We start from the raw sequence: 16,218 nt of genomic DNA, 5'->3' as shown, positions 1-16,218 counted from the left end.
CTGGTCGACGACGTCATCGACCCGGCGGAGACCCGCGAGGTCCTCATCCGCTCCCTCGCCATGCTCCGCACCAAGCACGCCGACCTGCCCTCCCGCAAACACGGCAACCCGCCGCAATGACCGGCAACCCCCCGGCCCCGGCCGCCGACCCCCGGGCCGTGCCCGCCGACCCCCGTGCCGTGTCCGGCACGCGGCCGGCCGTCGCGGGCGACCGCCCGGTTCTGACCGGCAACTCCCCGGCCGTGCCCGGCATCCGGCCGACCGTGCCCGGCAACTCCCGGGCCGTGTCCGGCATTCGGCCGGCCGTTGCGGGCGACCGCCCGGTTCTGCCCGGCAACTCCCGGGCCGTGCCCGGCAACTCCGGGGTCGTGCCCGGCAACTTTTGGGCAGTGCCCGGTAACCCCGGGGCCGTGCCCGGTACTCGGCCGGCCGTGCCCGGTACTCGGCCGGGCGTGGCCGGCAAGCCTCCCGCAGTGACGGGGACCCCCTGCCCCACGGCCCTGGCGGGCCTGCCGGGCCATGGGGGTGGTGCGGGGGCCGAGGGCCCCGGCACCGCACGAAGAGAACAACCGCTCCGGGCCCGTGCGGACTTCACGGTCCCACGACCAGCGGGCCCCTACCTCCTGGAGACATCCCTTGCACAGCACCCGGCCCGCGCCCGCGGCCGACCGTGACCCCAGGCGCTGGGTCATCCTCGGCGTGATCTGTCTGGCCCAGCTCGTCGTCCTGCTCGACAACACCGTCCTCAACGTCGCCATCCCGGTCCTGACCACCGACCTGGGCGCCAGCACCGCCGACATCCAGTGGATGATCAACGCCTACGCGCTCGTGCAGTCCGGGCTGCTGCTCACCGCGGGCAGTCTCGCCGACCGCTACGGCCGCAAGCGGCTGCTGATGCTCGGACTGGTGCTGTTCGGCGCCGGGTCGGCGTGGGCGGCCTTCGCCCAGGACTCCGCCCAGCTCATCGCCGCCCGGGCCGGCATGGGAGTCGGCGGCGCGCTGCTGGCGACCACCACCCTCGCCGTCATCATGCAGGTCTTCGACGACGACGAACGCCCCCGCGCGATCGGCCTGTGGGGAGCGGCCAGTTCGCTGGGCTTCGCGGCCGGCCCACTGCTCGGCGGCGCCCTGCTCGACCATTTCTGGTGGGGCTCGATCTTCCTGATCAACCTGCCCGTGGCGCTGCTGGGCCTGCTGGCCGTCGCCCGCCTGGTGCCCGAGACGAAGAACCCCCAGGGACGGCGCCCCGACCTGCTCGGCGCCGTGCTGTCCACCCTGGGCATGGTCGGCGTCGTCTACGCGATCATCTCCGGCCCCGAACACGGCTGGACGGCCCCGCAGGTCCTCCTGCCGGCCGCCGTCGGCGCGGCCGCGCTCACCGCGTTCGTCCGCTGGGAACTGCACACCCCCCACCCCATGCTCGACATGGGCTTCTTCACCGACCGGCGCTTCAACGGCGCCGTCGCCGGCGGGCTGCTCGTCGCCTTCGGCATGGCCGGCTCACTGTTCCTGCTCACCCAGCACCTCCAACTCGTCCTCGGCTACGACGCCCTGCAGGCCGGTCTGCGCACCGCGCCGCTGGCCCTGACGATCGTCGCCCTCAACCTCGCCGGTGTCGGCGCGAAACTCCTGGCCGCGCTGGGCACCGCCCGCAGCATCGCCCTGGGCATGACGCTGCTGGCCGCCGGCCTGAGCGCGGTCGCCGTCGGCGGATCGGGACCCGACGCCGGCTACGGCGGCATGCTCGCCGGCCTGCTCCTGATGGGCGCGGGCATCGCGCTGGCGATGCCCGCGATGGCCACCGCCGTCATGTCCTCCATCCCACCCGCCAAGGCCGGCGCCGGAGCGGGCGTGCAGGGCACCCTGACCGAGTTCGGCGGCGGACTGGGAGTAGCGATCCTCGGCGCCGTCCTCGGCTCCCGCTTCGCCTCCCAACTCCCCGGCGCCATCACCGGCACCGGCTCCCTCGACGAAGCCCTGCGCGACGCCACCACACCCCAGCAGGCCCGGCAGGTCCACGACGCGTTCGCCGACGCGGTGAACACCAGCCAACTCATCGGCGCCGCCGCCGTCTTCACCGGCGGCCTGCTCGCCGCACTGCTGCTCCACCGCGCCGACCGCAAGGCCGCCCCCCGGCCCACCACACCCGCCCCCGAACCCACCACCACCGCCTGACCCCCAGCCGCCGGCCCTCCACCCACGGCCCCAGCCCCGGATCCCCAACAGGACCCGCAGGGCGGGGCCGTGCCGCTGCGCAACGCCCCACACGGCCGACGCCGGCCGGCACGACCCATGCCGGCCGGCACGGAGAACGGGCGGCGGGAACGGAGAAGCGGCGGCGCCGACCGGCAAGCAGCGCCCACACGGGGTCGACAGCGCCCGGCAGGGAGAACGCCTCACGGCACGGCCGCAGCGGCCGGCGCGGAGAACGGGCGGCGGCCCGGGGGAGGGGGCGGCGGTCGGCAGGCGGCGTCGGGCACGGGGACGGCCGGGGGTACGGAGGACGCCGGCCGGTGCGAAAGACACCGGCCGGTGGGGAAAGCCCGCCGGCCGGTGCGCGGCCGGGGGCCGCGGCGGTCACTGGCCCGGTACGCCGCCCAGGCCCCAGCGGTGTGGCGGGACCGGGGTCAGGGTGATCCAGGTCTGGTCGCGGATGTCCTCGCCGAACACGTCGACCGTGGCCTGGGTCAGACGCTCGATCAGGGCACGTTCCGACTCCTCGTCGAGCCGCCGGTCGTAGATCTTCACTTCGATGAACGGCATACGCCCGCCCTCTTCTCTCGTCGACGAAAACCGTCCGGCCGTGTCACAGGTGCCCGGCCGCGACCCGGGCCGCCGTGCCGTGCGCCTCGTGCAGGGCGCGGGTGACCGCCTCGACCATGTGGTCGACCTGCGCGTCACTGAGGCCGGGATGGCACGGCAGGTTCATGTGCTCCTCGAACCAGATGCGTTCGGCCGTCGGGCACTCGCCCGGCCCGTGGCCGCGCAGCCGCCACTCCGGCGACAGATGGAGCGGGAAGTACCGCAGCTGGACCTCGACACCCAGCCGGTCCAGGGCGCGCACGAACCGCTCGCGTACCTGCCGCCCGCCGGTGAGGAAGAACGTGTACAGGTGGTAGGCGTGCAGGCTGTCGGACGCCGCCCGGTGCAGCCGGGTGCCGGCGATGGGGGCGATGGCCTCGTCCAGGCGCCGCGCGATCTGCCGGCGCCGGGCCACGAACCGCTCCAGCGACCCGAGTTGGACCACGCCCACCGCCGCGGCCGCCTCCGACATGGTCGCGTTCGTGCCCGCCCCGCGCACACCGACGGCCCGGTGACGGTACACACTGTCCGCGAACTTCATCCACGGCAGCAGCGCCGGAGCGTCCGCCAGGGCGGTGTCCGGCAGCGCCGCGTACACGCCGTCGGCCTCGTTGTCGCGGATGCGTCCCACCCGCTGGGCCCACTCGTCGCGCGACAGGGTGATCATGCCGCCCTCGCCGAGGGTGGTGATGTTCTTCGTGGAGTGGAAACTGAAGCAGCCGATGTCCGCCAGCGCCCCCGGCCGCCGCCCCCGGTACACGGCGCCCAGCGCGTGCGCGCTGTCCTCGACGACGATGATGCCGCGCCGGCGGGCCAGGGCCATGATGCGGTCCATGTCGGCCGGGTTGCCGCCGTAGTGGACGAGCATGATCGCCCGGGTGCGGTCGGTGATCAGCGTCTCCAGTACCGCCGGATCGAGGTTGAGGGTGTCGGGGTCGATGTCGCAGAACCGCACCCGCACGTCGTGGTCGAGCAGCGGCTGCACGGTCGCCTGGAACGTCTGGGGGGTGGCGATCACCTCGTCGCCCGGCGCCAGGTCCAGCATCCGCACCGCCAGCTCCAGCGCGACGGTGCCGCTGGTGACGCTGAGGGCGTGCCGGGCGCCGGTCAGGCGGGCGAACTGTTCCTCGAACCTCTCCCGCCACACGCCCGACGTCAGCGACCGGCCGGAGCGCACCAGTTCGCCCAGCGCCGCCAGGTCCGCCTCGCCCACCACCGAACCGCGCCGCGCGAACGGCACCCGGTAGCCGCCCTGGGGGCCCGGCCCGCTCACGCCGCCTCCCCCCGCCCGCCACCGGACACCCCGCCACCGGACACTCCGCCACCGGTCGCACCACCGCCGCCGGACACGCTGCTCCCGGTGGTGGCGCCGGTGGTGCCGGTGGTGGGGCCGGTCTTGGCGGCGATGTCGGCGGCCAGGGCCTTCTTGTCGACCTTGTTGAGGCCGGTCAGCGGGAACGCGTCGAGGACCTCCACCCGGTCGGGGAGCTTGTAGTCGGCCAGTCCCCTCGCGCGCAGCAGCCGGCGCAGCGCCGCCATCGGCGGCGCGGTGCGGCCGGGCGCGGGCACGATGTAGGCGCAGACCTTCTCGCCCCACACCGCGTCGGGCATGGCGACGACCGCGGCCTGCTGGACGTCGGGGTGGGCGCTGAGGTGGCCCTCGACCTCGGTCGCGGAGACCTTGTCGCCGCCGCGGATGACGACGTCCTTGATCCTGCCCTCCACCACCAGGTGCCCGTCCGGCGTGAGCCGCACCAGGTCGCCGCTGCGGTAGAAGCCGTCCTCGGTGAACGCGCGGGCGTTGTGTTCGGGGGCACGGTAGTAGCCGCGCAGGGTGTAGGGGCCGCGGGTGAGCAGTTCACCGGTCTCGCCGCGGGGCACCGGCCGCCCGTCGGGGTCGGCGACGCGTATCTCGTCGGCCTCGGACACCGGCCGGCCCTGGGTCCTCAGCACCACGTCCGCCGGGTCGTCGTCGCGGGTGAAGGTCAGCAGCCCCTCGGCCATGCCGAACACCTGCTGCAGCCGCACGCCCAGTTCGGGGCCGATCCGGGCGGCGAGTTCCTCGTGGAGCTTGGCGCTGCCGACCTGCAGCAGGTCCAGGCTGCTCAGGTCGCGGCCGTGGTCCTCGGCGGCGGCCGCCAGCCACAGATGCACGATCGTGGGGATGACGGAGGTGAAGGTGACACGTTCGCGTTCGATCAGCGCGAAGCACTCCTCGGGCTGCGGGGACAGCGCGAACACCACCCGCCCCCCGGCGTGGAGGGTGCCCAGGATGCCCGGGCAGCCGAAGGGGAAGTTGAACTCGGCCGGCAGCACCGCCAGATAGACGCTGTCCGCGTCCAGGCGGCAGATGCCGGCCGTGATCCGGCACTGGTAGGCGTAGTCGTCGTGGGTGCGCGGGATCAGCTTCGGCAGCGCGGTCGTCCCCCCGGACAGCAGGAAGAACGCCACGTCGGACGCGTCCACCTCGGGCAGCGGTACCGGCTCGCCGTCCACGTCGGCCAGCGCGGTGAACCCCTCGGGCAGCACCGCGGGCGCCTGTCCGGCCACGAACACCTGCGCCAGGCACGGGTGCTGGGCACGGGCCTCGACGGCGGCGGCGACATGGTCGTAGCCGCCGCCCTGGCCCGGCACGATGTGGGCGACGGCGCCGGACAGCTCGAGCAGGTGCCCGATCTCGCTCGCGCGGTGCGCGGGCAGCGCGAAGACCGGCAGCGCGCCCAGACGGAACAGCGCGAAGCAGACCGCGACGAACTCCGGCGTGTTGGGCAGCTGCACCAGCACCCGCTCACCGGCGCCGATCCCGCGCGCCGCGAACCCCGCGGCCAGCCGGTCGCACCACCGGTCAAGGGCACGGTAGGTGACACGCGAGCGGCCGTCCGCGCCGACCAGCGCCTCCCGCTCGCCGTACTGCTCGGCCCAGCGGCCCAGCAGCACCCCCAGCGGCTCACCCCGCCAGTAGCCGGCCGCCCGGTACTTCGCGGCCACATCCTCGGGCCAGGGAACGCATCCGTCCAGCATCGTTGGTCCTTTCCGGCTTCGTCCTCGCGTCGCGCCCAGTCTCGGCAGCGGCGTTGACACGCCGCTGATGCGCCACTCCCGCGCCCCGCCGCTCCGTCAGGAGCCGATCAGGGCGGCGTCAGCCGGGCCGGACAGGATGCCGCCCACGGGGCCCGACCGGCGGACCGCCCGAAACCGGCGGGCCGGCGACCGGCGGACCGGAACCACACGCGGACGATCGAGAAACAATCAAGGGGAGCACCCGATGGAGACCTGGGTCCTGGGCCGGCGCGACGTCGCCGAGGTGGTGGCCGCCGTCGGCCGCGACGACCTGATGCGCCGCATCATCGACCGCCTCGCCGGCGGACTGGCCGAGATCGGCCGCGGCGAGCGGCAGCTGTCCCCACTGCGCGGCGGGCTGGAACGCAGCGAACCGGTGCCCGGCATCTGGGAATGGATGCCGCACCGCGAACCCGGCGACCACATCACCCTCAAGACCGTCGGCTACAGCCCCGCCAACCCCGCCCGCTTCGGCCTGCCGACCATCCTGGGCACCGTCGCCCGCTACGACGACACCACCGGCGCGCTGACCGCCCTGATGGACGGCGTGCTGCTCACCGCCCTGCGCACCGGCGCCGCCTCCGCCGTCGCCTCCCGCCTGCTGGCCCGCCCCGACAGCCGCACCCTGGGCCTGATCGGCACCGGCGCCCAGGCCGTCACCCAACTGCACGCCCTGTCCCTGGTCCTGCCCCTGCAGCGGGCCCTGGTGTGGGACACCGATGCGGCGCACCGGGAAAGCTTCGCCCGCCGGGCCGCGTTCACCGGCGTCGCCGTCGAGATCGCCGAGCCCGGCCGGATCGCCGCCGAGGCCGACGTCATCACCACCGCCACCTCGGTGGCCGTCGGCCAGGGCCCGGTCCTGCCCGACACGCAGGTCCAGGAGCACCTGCACATCAACGCCGTCGGCGCGGACCTCGTCGGCAAGACGGAACTGCCGCTCGGCCTGCTCGAGCGGGCGTTCGTCACCGCCGACCACCCCGAGCAGGCACTGCGCGAGGGCGAGTGCCAGCGCCTTCACGCCGACCGGCTCGGCCCGCAGCTGGCCCGGCTGTGCGCCGACCCGACGGCCGCCGCCGGCCGGCAGGACACGCTCAGCGTCTTCGACTCGACCGGCTTCGCCTTCGAGGACGCCCTGGCGATGGAAGTGTTCCTCGAGGCCGCCGCCGAACTGGACCTGGGCCTCCGGGTGGGCATCGAACACCACCCCGGCGACGCCCTGGACCCCTACGCCCTCCAGCCCCTGGCCGCCCCGGCCCGCTGACCCCGCCCCTTTTTTGTGAAGACCCCCGCCCGGCCGGCCCGGCCCTTCCTCCCGCCGGCCCCCATGCCCGGCCGGGCCGGGGCACCGACGACGCCCTCGCGAGGAGAGACGATGCCCCCCACCCCCCGGCCCACCACTGACGACGGAGGCCGTGACCTGCTCGCCTGGCTGCGCGACATGCGCCGCCACCACCCCGTCCACGAGGACGAGTACGGCGCCTTCCACGTCTTCCGGCACGCGGACGTCCTCACCGTCGCCTCCGACCCGAGCCTGTACTCCTCCCGGCTCAGCCGGCTGCGGCCCGGCTCGCAGGCACTGAGCGAACAGATCCTGTCGGTCATCGACCCGCCGATGCACCGCACCCTGCGCCGCCTGGTCAGCCAGGCCTTCACCCCCCGCACCGTCGCCGACCTCGAACCGCGCGTCACCGAACTGGCCGCACAACTGCTGGACGCCGTCGACGGCGACACGTTCGACCTCATCACCGACTTCGCCTACCCGCTGCCCGTGATCGTGATCGCCGAACTCCTCGGCGTGCCGCCCTCCGACCGCACCCTGTTCAGCTCATGGTCCGAGCGCATGCTGCAGATGCAGGTCGCCGACCCGGCGGACATGCAGTTCGGCGACGACGCCGGCGAGGACTACGAACGCCTCGTCAAACAACCCATGCGCGACATGCACGCCTACCTCCAGGACCACGTCACCGACCGCCGCGCCCGCCCCGGCAGCGACCTGATCTCCGCACTGGTCGCCGCCCGCGTGGACGGCGAACAACTCACCGACCGGCAGATCGTCGAGTTCGGCGCGCTGCTGCTGATGGCCGGCCACGTCTCCACCTCCATGCTGCTGGGCAACACCGTGCTGTGCCTGAAGGACCACCCGCACGCCGAGGCCGCCGCCCGCGCCGACCGGTCCCTGATCCCCGCCCTGATCGAGGAAGTGCTGCGGCTGCGGCCCCCGATCACCGTCATGGCCCGCGTCACCACCCAGGACACCACCCTCGCCGGCGTGAAGATCCCCGCCGGGCGCATGGTCGTGCCCTCCCTGCTGTCCGCCAACCACGACGAACACGTCTTCACCGACCCCCAGCGCCTCGACCTCGCCCGCGAAGGCCGCCAGATCGCCTTCGGCCACGGCATCCACTACTGCCTGGGCGCCCCGCTCGCCCGCCTGGAGGGCCGCATCGCCCTGGAAGCCCTCTTCGACCGCTTCCCCGACTTCACGCCCACCGACGGCGCAGCCCTGCGCTACCACCGCGACGGACTGTTCGGCGTCAAGAACCTGCCGCTGACCGTACGGCGCGGCTGACACAGATAAGGGGGCCACCTGGTGCGCACCGTGCGAACCCTGCTGATCGACAACTACGACTCGTTCACCTACAACCTCTTCCAGATGCTGGCCGAGGTGAACGGCGCCGCTCCGCTCGTCGTCCGCAACGACGACACCCGCACCTGGCAGGCCCTGGCGCCGGGCGACTTCGACAACGTCGTCGTCTCACCCGGCCCCGGCCACCCCGCCACCGACACCGACCTCGGCCTCAGCCGCCGGGCGATCACCGAATGGGACCTGCCGCTGCTCGGGGTGTGCCTGGGCCACCAGGCCCTGTGCCTGCTCGCCGGCGCCGCCGTCGTCCACGCACCCGAACCCTTTCACGGCCGCACCAGCGACATCCGCCACGACGGACAGGGCCTGTTCGCGAACATCCCCTCCCCGCTGACCGTGGTCCGCTACCACTCACTGACCGTCCGGCAGCTGCCCGCCGAACTGCGCGCCACCGCCCACACCCCGGACGGACAGCTGATGGCCGTCGCCCACCGCCACCGGCCCCGCTTCGGCGTGCAGTTCCACCCCGAGTCGATCAGCAGCGAACACGGCCACCGGATGCTCGCCAACTTCCGCGACCTGTCCCTGCGCGCCGCCGGCCACCGACCCCCGCACACCGAACGCATCCCCCCGACCCCCGCACCCGCACCGCAGGCGCAGGCGCAGGCGCAGGCGGGGGAGTACCGGCTGCATGTGCGCGAGGCCGTCCACGTCCCCGACGCGGACGCCGCGTTCACCGCCCTGTTCGCCGACGCCCCCGCCCGGTTCTGGCTCGACAGCAGCCGCGTCGAGCCGGGCCTGTCCCGCTTCACCTTCCTCGGCGCCCCCGCCGGACCGCTCGGCGAACAGATCACCTACGACGTCGCCGAGCAGGCCGTACACGTCACGGACAGCTCCGGAGGCGAGAGCCGCCGGCCCGGCACCCTCTTCGAGCACCTGGAACACGAACTGGCCGCCCGCGCCCTGCCCGCCACCGGCCTGCCCTTCGAGTTCAACCTCGGCTACGTCGGCTACCTCGGCTACGAGACCAAGGCCGACAGCGGCGGCGAGGACGCCCACCGCGGCGAACTGCCCGACGGCGCGTTCATGTTCGCCGACCGGATGCTCGCCCTCGACCACGAACAGGGCCGCGCCTGGCTCCTGGCGCTCAGCAGCACCCGCCGCCCCGCGACCGCGCCGGCCGCCGAACGCTGGCTCACCGACGCCGCCCGCACGCTCGCCGCCACCGCCCCCAGCCCGCCCTTCACCCCGCTGCCCGAACACCGGCTGCCCACCCTGGACGTCCACTACCGCCACAGCCTGCCCCGCTACCGGGAACTGGTCGAGGAATGCCGCCGCCTCATCACCGACGGCGAAACCTACGAGGTGTGCCTGACGAACATGCTCCGGGTACCCGGCCGGATCGACCCGCTCACCGCCTACCGCGCCCTGCGCACCGCAAGCCCCGCCCCCTACGCCGCCTACCTGCAGTTCCCCCGGGCCACCGTGCTCAGCTCCTCACCCGAACGGTTCCTGCGCATCGGCGCCGACGGCTGGGCGGAGTCCAAACCCATCAAGGGCACCCGCCCCCGCGGCGCCGGCCCCGCGGCGGACGCCGCCGTCAAGACGGCCCTGGCCGCGGCCGAGAAGGACCGCAGCGAGAACCTGATGATCGTCGACCTGGTCCGCAACGACCTCGGCCAGGTCTGCGACATCGGCTCCGTCCACGTACCGGGCCTGTTCGAGGTGGAGACCTACGCCACCGTCCACCAGCTCGTCAGCACCGTCCGCGGCCGGCTGGCGCCGGACGTCTCCCGCCCCCACGCGGTGCGGGCCGCCTTCCCCGGCGGGTCGATGACCGGCGCGCCCAAGGTCCGCACCATGCAGTTCATCGACCGGCTCGAAAAAGGCCCGCGCGGCGTGTACTCGGGCGCGCTGGGCTACTTCGCCCTCAGCGGCGCCGCCGACCTCAGCATCGTCATCCGCACCATCGTCGCCACCGAGGACGCCGCCACCATCGGCGTGGGCGGCGCCGTCGTCGCCCTGTCCGACCCCGACGACGAGGTCCGCGAAATGCTCCTCAAGGCGCAGACCACCCTCGCCGCCCTGCGCCAGGCACACGCCGCCACCGCCACCGCCGCCCCGGACCGCGAACTGCTGGCCGGCAGCCTGCGGTGACCCGCCCCCCGCCCCGCCCCGCCCCCGGCCCCCGGGCCCGCCCCCGCACACCGCCCCGCACAGCGACGCACCCGACGACGCGCTTGGCGGGCCGGGCGGGCCGGGCGGCGGGGCGGGGGAGCGGCCCGGCGGCGGGCCGGGCGGCGGTGTGCGGCGGCGGGCGCCGTTCAGCGCAGCGCGGTGAACATCCGCGCGCACAACTGCTCCAGCGGCGCACCGTGCTCGCCCAGCACCCCGCGCAGTTCGGCGAACAGGGCGGCGAACGTCTCCTCGTCGCCCGCCTCGACGGCCTGCCCCAGCCGCACCAGGCCGCGGCCCAGCGCCTGCCGCGCGGCCGGCGCACCGGGGTTGGCGGCCTGGATGTCGAAATACACCTCCGGCGTCCCGCCGGCGATCCGGGCCAGCAGCGCCAGCATCGCCAGATGCGGCGGCGGGGCACTGTCACGCAGCGCCCCCACGTCCGCCGACAGCTCACCCAGCCCCAGCCCGAAGGCCAGCACCGCGGCATGCGTGGCGGCCTGCTGCAGGGCGGTCAGCGCGTCGTGCTGCTCCGCGGGCATCTCCACCACCCGCGCCCCCCACTGGGCCACCAGCTCGACCAGGGCACGCACCCCGGGCCCGTCGGTGACCACCGCCGCCGCCACCGGCCGCCCGGGAAGTCCCAGCGAGGGGGCGAACATCGGGTTCAGCCCCACCGCCTGCAGACCGGGCGCCGCCTGGCGCAGCCGCCCCGCGATCCGGCTCTTGACCGACAGGGTGTCCGCGAGCACCGCACCGGGCCGCATCACCCGCGCCAGCACCCCCACCGCCTCCCACGCCACCGGCTCCGGCACCGCCAGCACCACCACGTCCGCCGCCGCCAGCACCGCGACCGCCTCCGGCCCCGGCCGCCGCACATCACCGGCCACCACCCGCACCCCGTCCACCGCACCGGCCCCGGCCACGGCCTCCTCCAGGTCCAGCCAGACCACCGCCACCCGCGAACGCACCAGCCAGTGGCTGAACATCCGGCCCACCGCACCGGCCCCGCCCACCACCACACACCGCTCGAACACCGAACCACCCCTCATCCGCTCACCCGATCCCCCGGTACGGAGGAAAACCCATGACCCCGCCCGCCATCCCCGCCGCCCCGCCCGCCACCGGGCCCGGCACCGACACCCTGACCACGCTGCGCGCCCGCCTGGACGCCGCGGACGCCGCCCTGCTCGACGCGGTCCGCACGCGCCTGGACATCTGCCTGCGCATCGGCGAGTACAAACGCCTCCACCAGGTGCCGATGATGCAGCCCCACCGGATCGCGGAGGTCCACGCCCACGCCGCCCGCTACGCCGCCGACCACGGCATCGACCCCGCCTTCCTGCGCACCCTGTACGACACGATCATCACCGAGACCTGCCGCCTCGAGGACGAGTGGATCGCTACCGGCGGCACCCCCGCCCCCGCCCCCGCGTCCGCCCCCGAGTCCGCGTCCGCGCCCGCGTTTGCGTCCGCCCACGCGCCCGCGCAGGGGGCCGTGTCGTGACCGCCGCCGAAGCCACCCTCGCCCAGGCGCTGGACGAGGCCGCCGGACAGCTGACCGGCGCCGGGATCAGTGCCGACGCCGCCCGCGCCGACACCCGGCTGCTGGCCGCCCACGCCTGCCAGGTGGCCCCGGGAGACCTCGACAGCTGCCTCGCCGGCCCCGTGCCGCCCCGGTTCTGGCACTACGTCCGGCGCCGTCTGACCCGCGAACCCGCCGAACGCATCGTCGGCCACGCCTACTTCATGGGCCACCGCTTCGACCTGGCCCCCGGCGTCTTCGTCCCCAAACCCGAGACCGAGGAGATCACCCGGGACGCCATCGCCCGCCTCGAGGCCCTCGTCCGCCGCGGCACCCCCGCACCGCTGGTCGTCGACCTGTGCGCCGGACCGGGCACCATGGCCGTCACCCTGGCCCGCCACGTACCGGCCGCCCGCGTCCACGGCATCGAACTCTCCCAGGCCGCCGCCCGCGCCGCCCGCCGCAACGCCCGCGGCACCGGCGCCCGCATCGTGCAGGGCGACGCCCGCGACGCCTTCCCCGAACTGACCGGCACCGCCGACCTCGTCGTCACCAACCCGCCCTACATCCCCATCGGGCTGCGCACCTCCGCCCCCGAAGTCCTCGAGCACGACCCCCCGCTGGCCCTGTGGGCCGGCGAGGAGGGCCTCGGCATGATCCGCGCCATGGAACGCACCGCCGCCCGGCTGCTGGCCCCCGGCGGCGTCCTGCTCCTCGAGCACGGCTCCTACCAACTCGCCACCGTGCCCGCCCTGTTCCGCGCGACCGGCCGCTGGAGCCACGCCTCCTCCCGTCCCACCTGCAACGACGGCTGCCTGACCGCCGTACGCAACCACGCCCCCGCACCACCCGCCTGACCAGGCGTCACGGCACGGCCGGCCCGTCGACAGCGACCCTACGCCATTGACAAACCGACCGTGCCGTTTTTTTAATGGCGGGGTGGCGGACCCGGAGAGCCCCGGGCCCCGCCGCACCGGAGACCGCGACCCGGTCCCGGCCACGCCACGGCCCAGGGGGAAGACGAAACGCCATGGACATCGACATACTCGGCGCGCTGTCGGCGCGCGAGAACAACATCACCGTCACACCCACCGCACCCAAACCACGCCAGGTCCTCGCCCTGCTGGCGCTCAACGCGGGCCAGGTGGTGCCGATGTCCGCCCTCAGCGAGGAACTGTGGGGCCACACCCCGCCGCGCAGCGCCCGCACCACCGTGCAGACCTACATCCTCCAGCTGCGCGAACTGATCACCCGCGCCCTCGGCCACGGCACCACCGGCCGCACCGCCAAGGACATCCTGGCCACCGGCCCCGGCGGCTACCGCCTGGACGTGGGCGGCGGCACCCTGGACTTCCGCGAGTTCGACCGCCGGGCCGGCGCCGGCTACCGGGCCATGGACGCCGGCGACTACCCCGGCGCCGCGAAACGGCTCCGCGACGCCCTGTCCCTGTGGACCGGCTCCGCACTGGCCGACGTACCCGCCGGAGCCCGCCTCGCCCTGGAGGCCAAGCGCCTCGAAGAGGCCCGCCTGTGCGCGCTGGACCAGCGCATCGAGGCCGACCTGCGCCTGGGCCGCCACCGCGAACTGCTCGCCGAACTGACCGTCCTGGTCGGCCGCCACCGCCTCCACGAGAGCCTGCACGGCCAGTTCATGCTCGCCCTGCACCGCTCCGGCCGCCGCGGCGAGGCACTGAGCGTCTACCAGCGCCTGCGCACCACCCTCGTCACCGAACTGGGCCTGGAACCCTCCGCCCACCTCAGCCGCCTCCAGCGCTCCCTGCTGACCGCCGGCCCCGAAACCCCCGCACCCCCCGCCGCCCCTGTCCCGGCCGCCGGCCGCACGGACGAACGGCCCGCCGCGCGCCGGCCCGCCGCCACGGCCGGCTGACGGCCGGCCCCCGGACATGCGCCCCGCCCCCGAGCCCTGGCTCCTGCGAGGGACACCTCATCCTTTCTCCCTAGCCGCAGACGGTGAATCACCCCCCGCCCCCCGCATTTCACCACCGCCGTATTGGCCCCTGGGGGCGATGTTTCCACCGCGGCCCGACCGGCAGGATTCGTCCGTGACGAACCCGACGAAGGAAAACGGGACTTCCGGCATACCCGCACAGCGGAGGACCGCATTTCTCGAACTGATGCTGCTCTCCCGGGAATGCGACCGCAGATCGGGCATCGTGCTGCGCCAGGGCGAGGCCTGGTTCCACATTTCCTCCGCCGGCCACGAGGCACTCGCCGCCCTGTGCGAACTCCTGGAACCCGACGACCTGATATTCCCCCACTACCGCGACCGGGCATTGATGCTGGCCCGCGGAATGGACGCGGAAGCACAGGCCCGCGACCTCATGGCCAAGGAGAAGTCCCACTCCGCCGGCCGTAATATGAGCGCCCATTTCGGCCACCGGCCCGGAAACGTGTTCTCCATCGCCAGCCCCACCGGAAGCCAGTGCCTCCCGGCCGTCGGCGCCGCCTGGGCCGCCCGGCTCAGAGGCACCGACCAGGCCGTCGTCTGCTCCATCGGCGACGCCTCCACCCGGCAGGGCGAATTCTTCGAAGCGCTCGCCTTCGCCGTCGAACGGGCGCTGCCCGTCGTCTTCCTCGTCGCCGACAACGGCTACGGCATCTCCACCCCCACCGACACCATGTCGCCCCACGCGCTCGGACTGCTGCCGCCCGCCCGCACCACCGTCGTCGACGGCGCCGACCCCGACGCCGTCCACACCGCCTCCGCCGCCGCCCTGGCCGCCGCCCGCGCCGGCGAAGGCCCCACCGTCCTGTGGTGCCGCCTGGACCGGCTGGAGTCCCACACCTCCTCCGACGACCACCGCGTCTACCGCAGCGCCGCCGACCTCGCCGCCCTGCGCGACCCCATCGACCTCTTCGCCGACCGCCTCACGGCGGAAGGCGCCCTCGAGGACGGCCGGCTCCAGGACATCCGCGCCCGCCTCGCCCGCGACGTCGAGGACATCTACGACCGCGTCGCCACCGAACCCATCGCCGACCCCGGGCACATCACCGACCACCTCTACGCCCCCCGCCCCGCCACCGGCCCCGGCCCGGATGCGGGTGCGGGGCAGGAGGTGAGCGTCGCGCCGTGCGGCGGGACGATGGTCGCCGCCGTCAACCGGGCGCTCGCCACCGGACTGGCCCGCCACCGCGAACTCGTCCTGTTCGGCGAGGACATCGACGACCCCAAGGGCGGCGTGTTCGGCTTCACCAAAGGCCTCGGCCCGGCCGCCGGACCCCGCATGACCAACGCCCCCCTCGCGGAGGCCACCATCGTCGGCGCCGCCGTCGGACTGGCCGCCGCCGGCATGCGGCCCGTCGTGGAACTGCAGTTCGTCGACTTCGCCGGACCCGCCTGGAACCAGATCGCCGCCCAGCTGACCACCCTGCGCTGGCGCACCGCCTCCGCCTGGCAGTGCCCCGTCGTCATCTACGCCCCCTGGGGCGGCTACCTGCCCGGCGGCGGCATCTGGCACAGCCAGAGCAACGAAAGCCTCTTCACCCACCTGCCCGGACTGCGCGTCGTCGTCCCCTCCACCCCCGAGGACACCGAGGCCGCCTTCCTCGAATCCTTCACCGCCGACGACCCCACCCTGATCCTGCTGCCCAAACACCTCATGCGCCGCCGCCACGAACCCGCCGCCCGCCCCGCACCCGCCCACGGTGCCCGCACCCTGCGCACCGGCACCGACGTCACCATCGCCACCTGGGGCAACGGCACCGAACTGGCCACCGAGGCCGCCGACACCCTCGCCGCCGACGGCATCACCGCCGACGTCCTGGACCTGCGCTGGCTCGTCCCCCTCGACCGCGCCGCCGTCGCCGACTCCCTGCGCAGCACCGGACGCCTCGTCGTCGTCCAGGAGGACAACCGCACCAGCAGCTACGGCGCCGGCCTGATCAGCGAACTGCTCTGCGCCGACGACGACTTCTACTCCCTGCTCGCCCCACCGCGCCTGGTGACCCGCGACGACGTGCACGTCCCCTTCCACCCCGACCTCGAACGCGCGGTCCTGCCCACCGCGCACGACGTGGTCGCGGCCGTCCGATCCACTCTCGCCTGAGGCAT

13 protein-coding genes are annotated in these 16,218 nt (G+C 74.3%); 9 read left to right on the top strand and 4 right to left on the bottom strand.

From position 1 onward, the window contains the following. On the top strand, positions 1 to 120 hold a 120-nt coding region (locus AB0K36_RS25855; RefSeq protein WP_364598771.1), incomplete at its 5' end, for a carboxyl transferase domain-containing protein. Between the two features lie 516 nt (positions 121 to 636). Continuing rightward, on the top strand, positions 637 to 2,175 hold the full coding sequence (locus tag AB0K36_RS25850; RefSeq protein ID WP_364598768.1) for an MFS transporter: 1,539 nt from the start codon (positions 637 to 639) through the stop codon (positions 2,173 to 2,175). A gap of 402 nt (positions 2,176 to 2,577) precedes the next feature. Here the strand turns inward: AB0K36_RS25850 and AB0K36_RS25845 are convergent, their stop codons facing one another. The 3 genes from AB0K36_RS25845 to AB0K36_RS25835 are packed head-to-tail and all read right to left on the bottom strand — an operon-like array spanning position 2,578 to position 5,823. Next, positions 2,578 to 2,763 carry a tautomerase family protein gene (locus AB0K36_RS25845; RefSeq protein WP_189473773.1) on the bottom strand — a complete coding sequence of 62 codons (186 nt, stop codon included), beginning with the start codon at positions 2,761 to 2,763 and terminating at the stop codon, positions 2,578 to 2,580. A gap of 43 nt (positions 2,764 to 2,806) precedes the next feature. Then, positions 2,807 to 4,075, bottom strand: coding sequence for a DegT/DnrJ/EryC1/StrS family aminotransferase (locus AB0K36_RS25840; protein WP_364598764.1), 1,269 nt, complete (start codon positions 4,073 to 4,075; stop codon positions 2,807 to 2,809). Further along, entirely contained in the window at positions 4,072 to 5,823 is a 1,752-nt protein-coding gene (locus AB0K36_RS25835; RefSeq protein WP_364598761.1) for a (2,3-dihydroxybenzoyl)adenylate synthase, read from the bottom strand. The genes AB0K36_RS25840 and AB0K36_RS25835 overlap by 4 nt, the downstream gene beginning before the upstream one ends. A 244-nt stretch (positions 5,824 to 6,067) precedes the next feature. Between AB0K36_RS25835 and AB0K36_RS25830 the strand changes: the two genes are divergently transcribed. From AB0K36_RS25830 to pabB, 3 genes are all read left to right on the top strand, one after another. After that, complete coding sequence (locus AB0K36_RS25830; protein ID WP_364598758.1) at positions 6,068 to 7,123, top strand: ornithine cyclodeaminase family protein; 1,056 nt, start codon at positions 6,068 to 6,070, stop codon at positions 7,121 to 7,123. Positions 7,124 to 7,234: 111 nt separating this feature from the next. After that, on the top strand, positions 7,235 to 8,431 hold the full coding sequence (locus AB0K36_RS25825; RefSeq protein ID WP_364598755.1) for a cytochrome P450: 1,197 nt from the start codon (positions 7,235 to 7,237) through the stop codon (positions 8,429 to 8,431). Positions 8,432 to 8,452: 21 nt separating this feature from the next. Continuing rightward, complete coding sequence (gene pabB, locus AB0K36_RS25820; RefSeq protein ID WP_364598752.1) at positions 8,453 to 10,603, top strand: aminodeoxychorismate synthase component I; 2,151 nt, start codon at positions 8,453 to 8,455, stop codon at positions 10,601 to 10,603. 167 nt (positions 10,604 to 10,770) lie between these two features. On the opposite strand, the gene AB0K36_RS25815 is transcribed toward pabB, so the two are convergent. Next, positions 10,771 to 11,658 carry a prephenate dehydrogenase/arogenate dehydrogenase family protein gene (locus tag AB0K36_RS25815; RefSeq protein ID WP_364598749.1) on the bottom strand — a complete coding sequence of 296 codons (888 nt, stop codon included), beginning with the start codon at positions 11,656 to 11,658 and terminating at the stop codon, positions 10,771 to 10,773. Positions 11,659 to 11,708: 50 nt separating this feature from the next. Between AB0K36_RS25815 and AB0K36_RS25810 the strand changes: the two genes are divergently transcribed. The 4 genes from AB0K36_RS25810 (at position 11,709) to AB0K36_RS25795 (ending at position 16,213) form a co-directional block, all read left to right on the top strand. Then, a complete protein-coding gene (locus AB0K36_RS25810) occupies positions 11,709 to 12,128 on the top strand; it encodes a chorismate mutase family protein (RefSeq protein ID WP_364598747.1) in 420 nt (139 codons plus the stop codon). Then, positions 12,125 to 13,003: a N5-glutamine methyltransferase family protein gene (locus AB0K36_RS25805; RefSeq protein WP_364598744.1), complete on the top strand. Its 879-nt coding sequence runs from the start codon at positions 12,125 to 12,127 to the stop codon at positions 13,001 to 13,003. The genes AB0K36_RS25810 and AB0K36_RS25805 overlap by 4 nt, the downstream gene beginning before the upstream one ends. A gap of 173 nt (positions 13,004 to 13,176) precedes the next feature. Then, a complete protein-coding gene (locus tag AB0K36_RS25800) occupies positions 13,177 to 14,034 on the top strand; it encodes an AfsR/SARP family transcriptional regulator (RefSeq protein WP_364598741.1) in 858 nt (285 codons plus the stop codon). Between the two features lie 175 nt (positions 14,035 to 14,209). Then, complete coding sequence (locus AB0K36_RS25795; RefSeq protein WP_364598738.1) at positions 14,210 to 16,213, top strand: alpha-ketoacid dehydrogenase subunit alpha/beta; 2,004 nt, start codon at positions 14,210 to 14,212, stop codon at positions 16,211 to 16,213. Positions 16,214 to 16,218 lie beyond the last annotated feature (5 nt).

This window comes from Streptomyces kurssanovii (assembly GCF_040677245.1).
In the GTDB taxonomy this organism is placed as follows: domain Bacteria; phylum Actinomycetota; class Actinomycetes; order Streptomycetales; family Streptomycetaceae; genus Streptomyces; species Streptomyces kurssanovii.
This window is presented reverse-complemented; position numbering and strand designations above follow the sequence as displayed.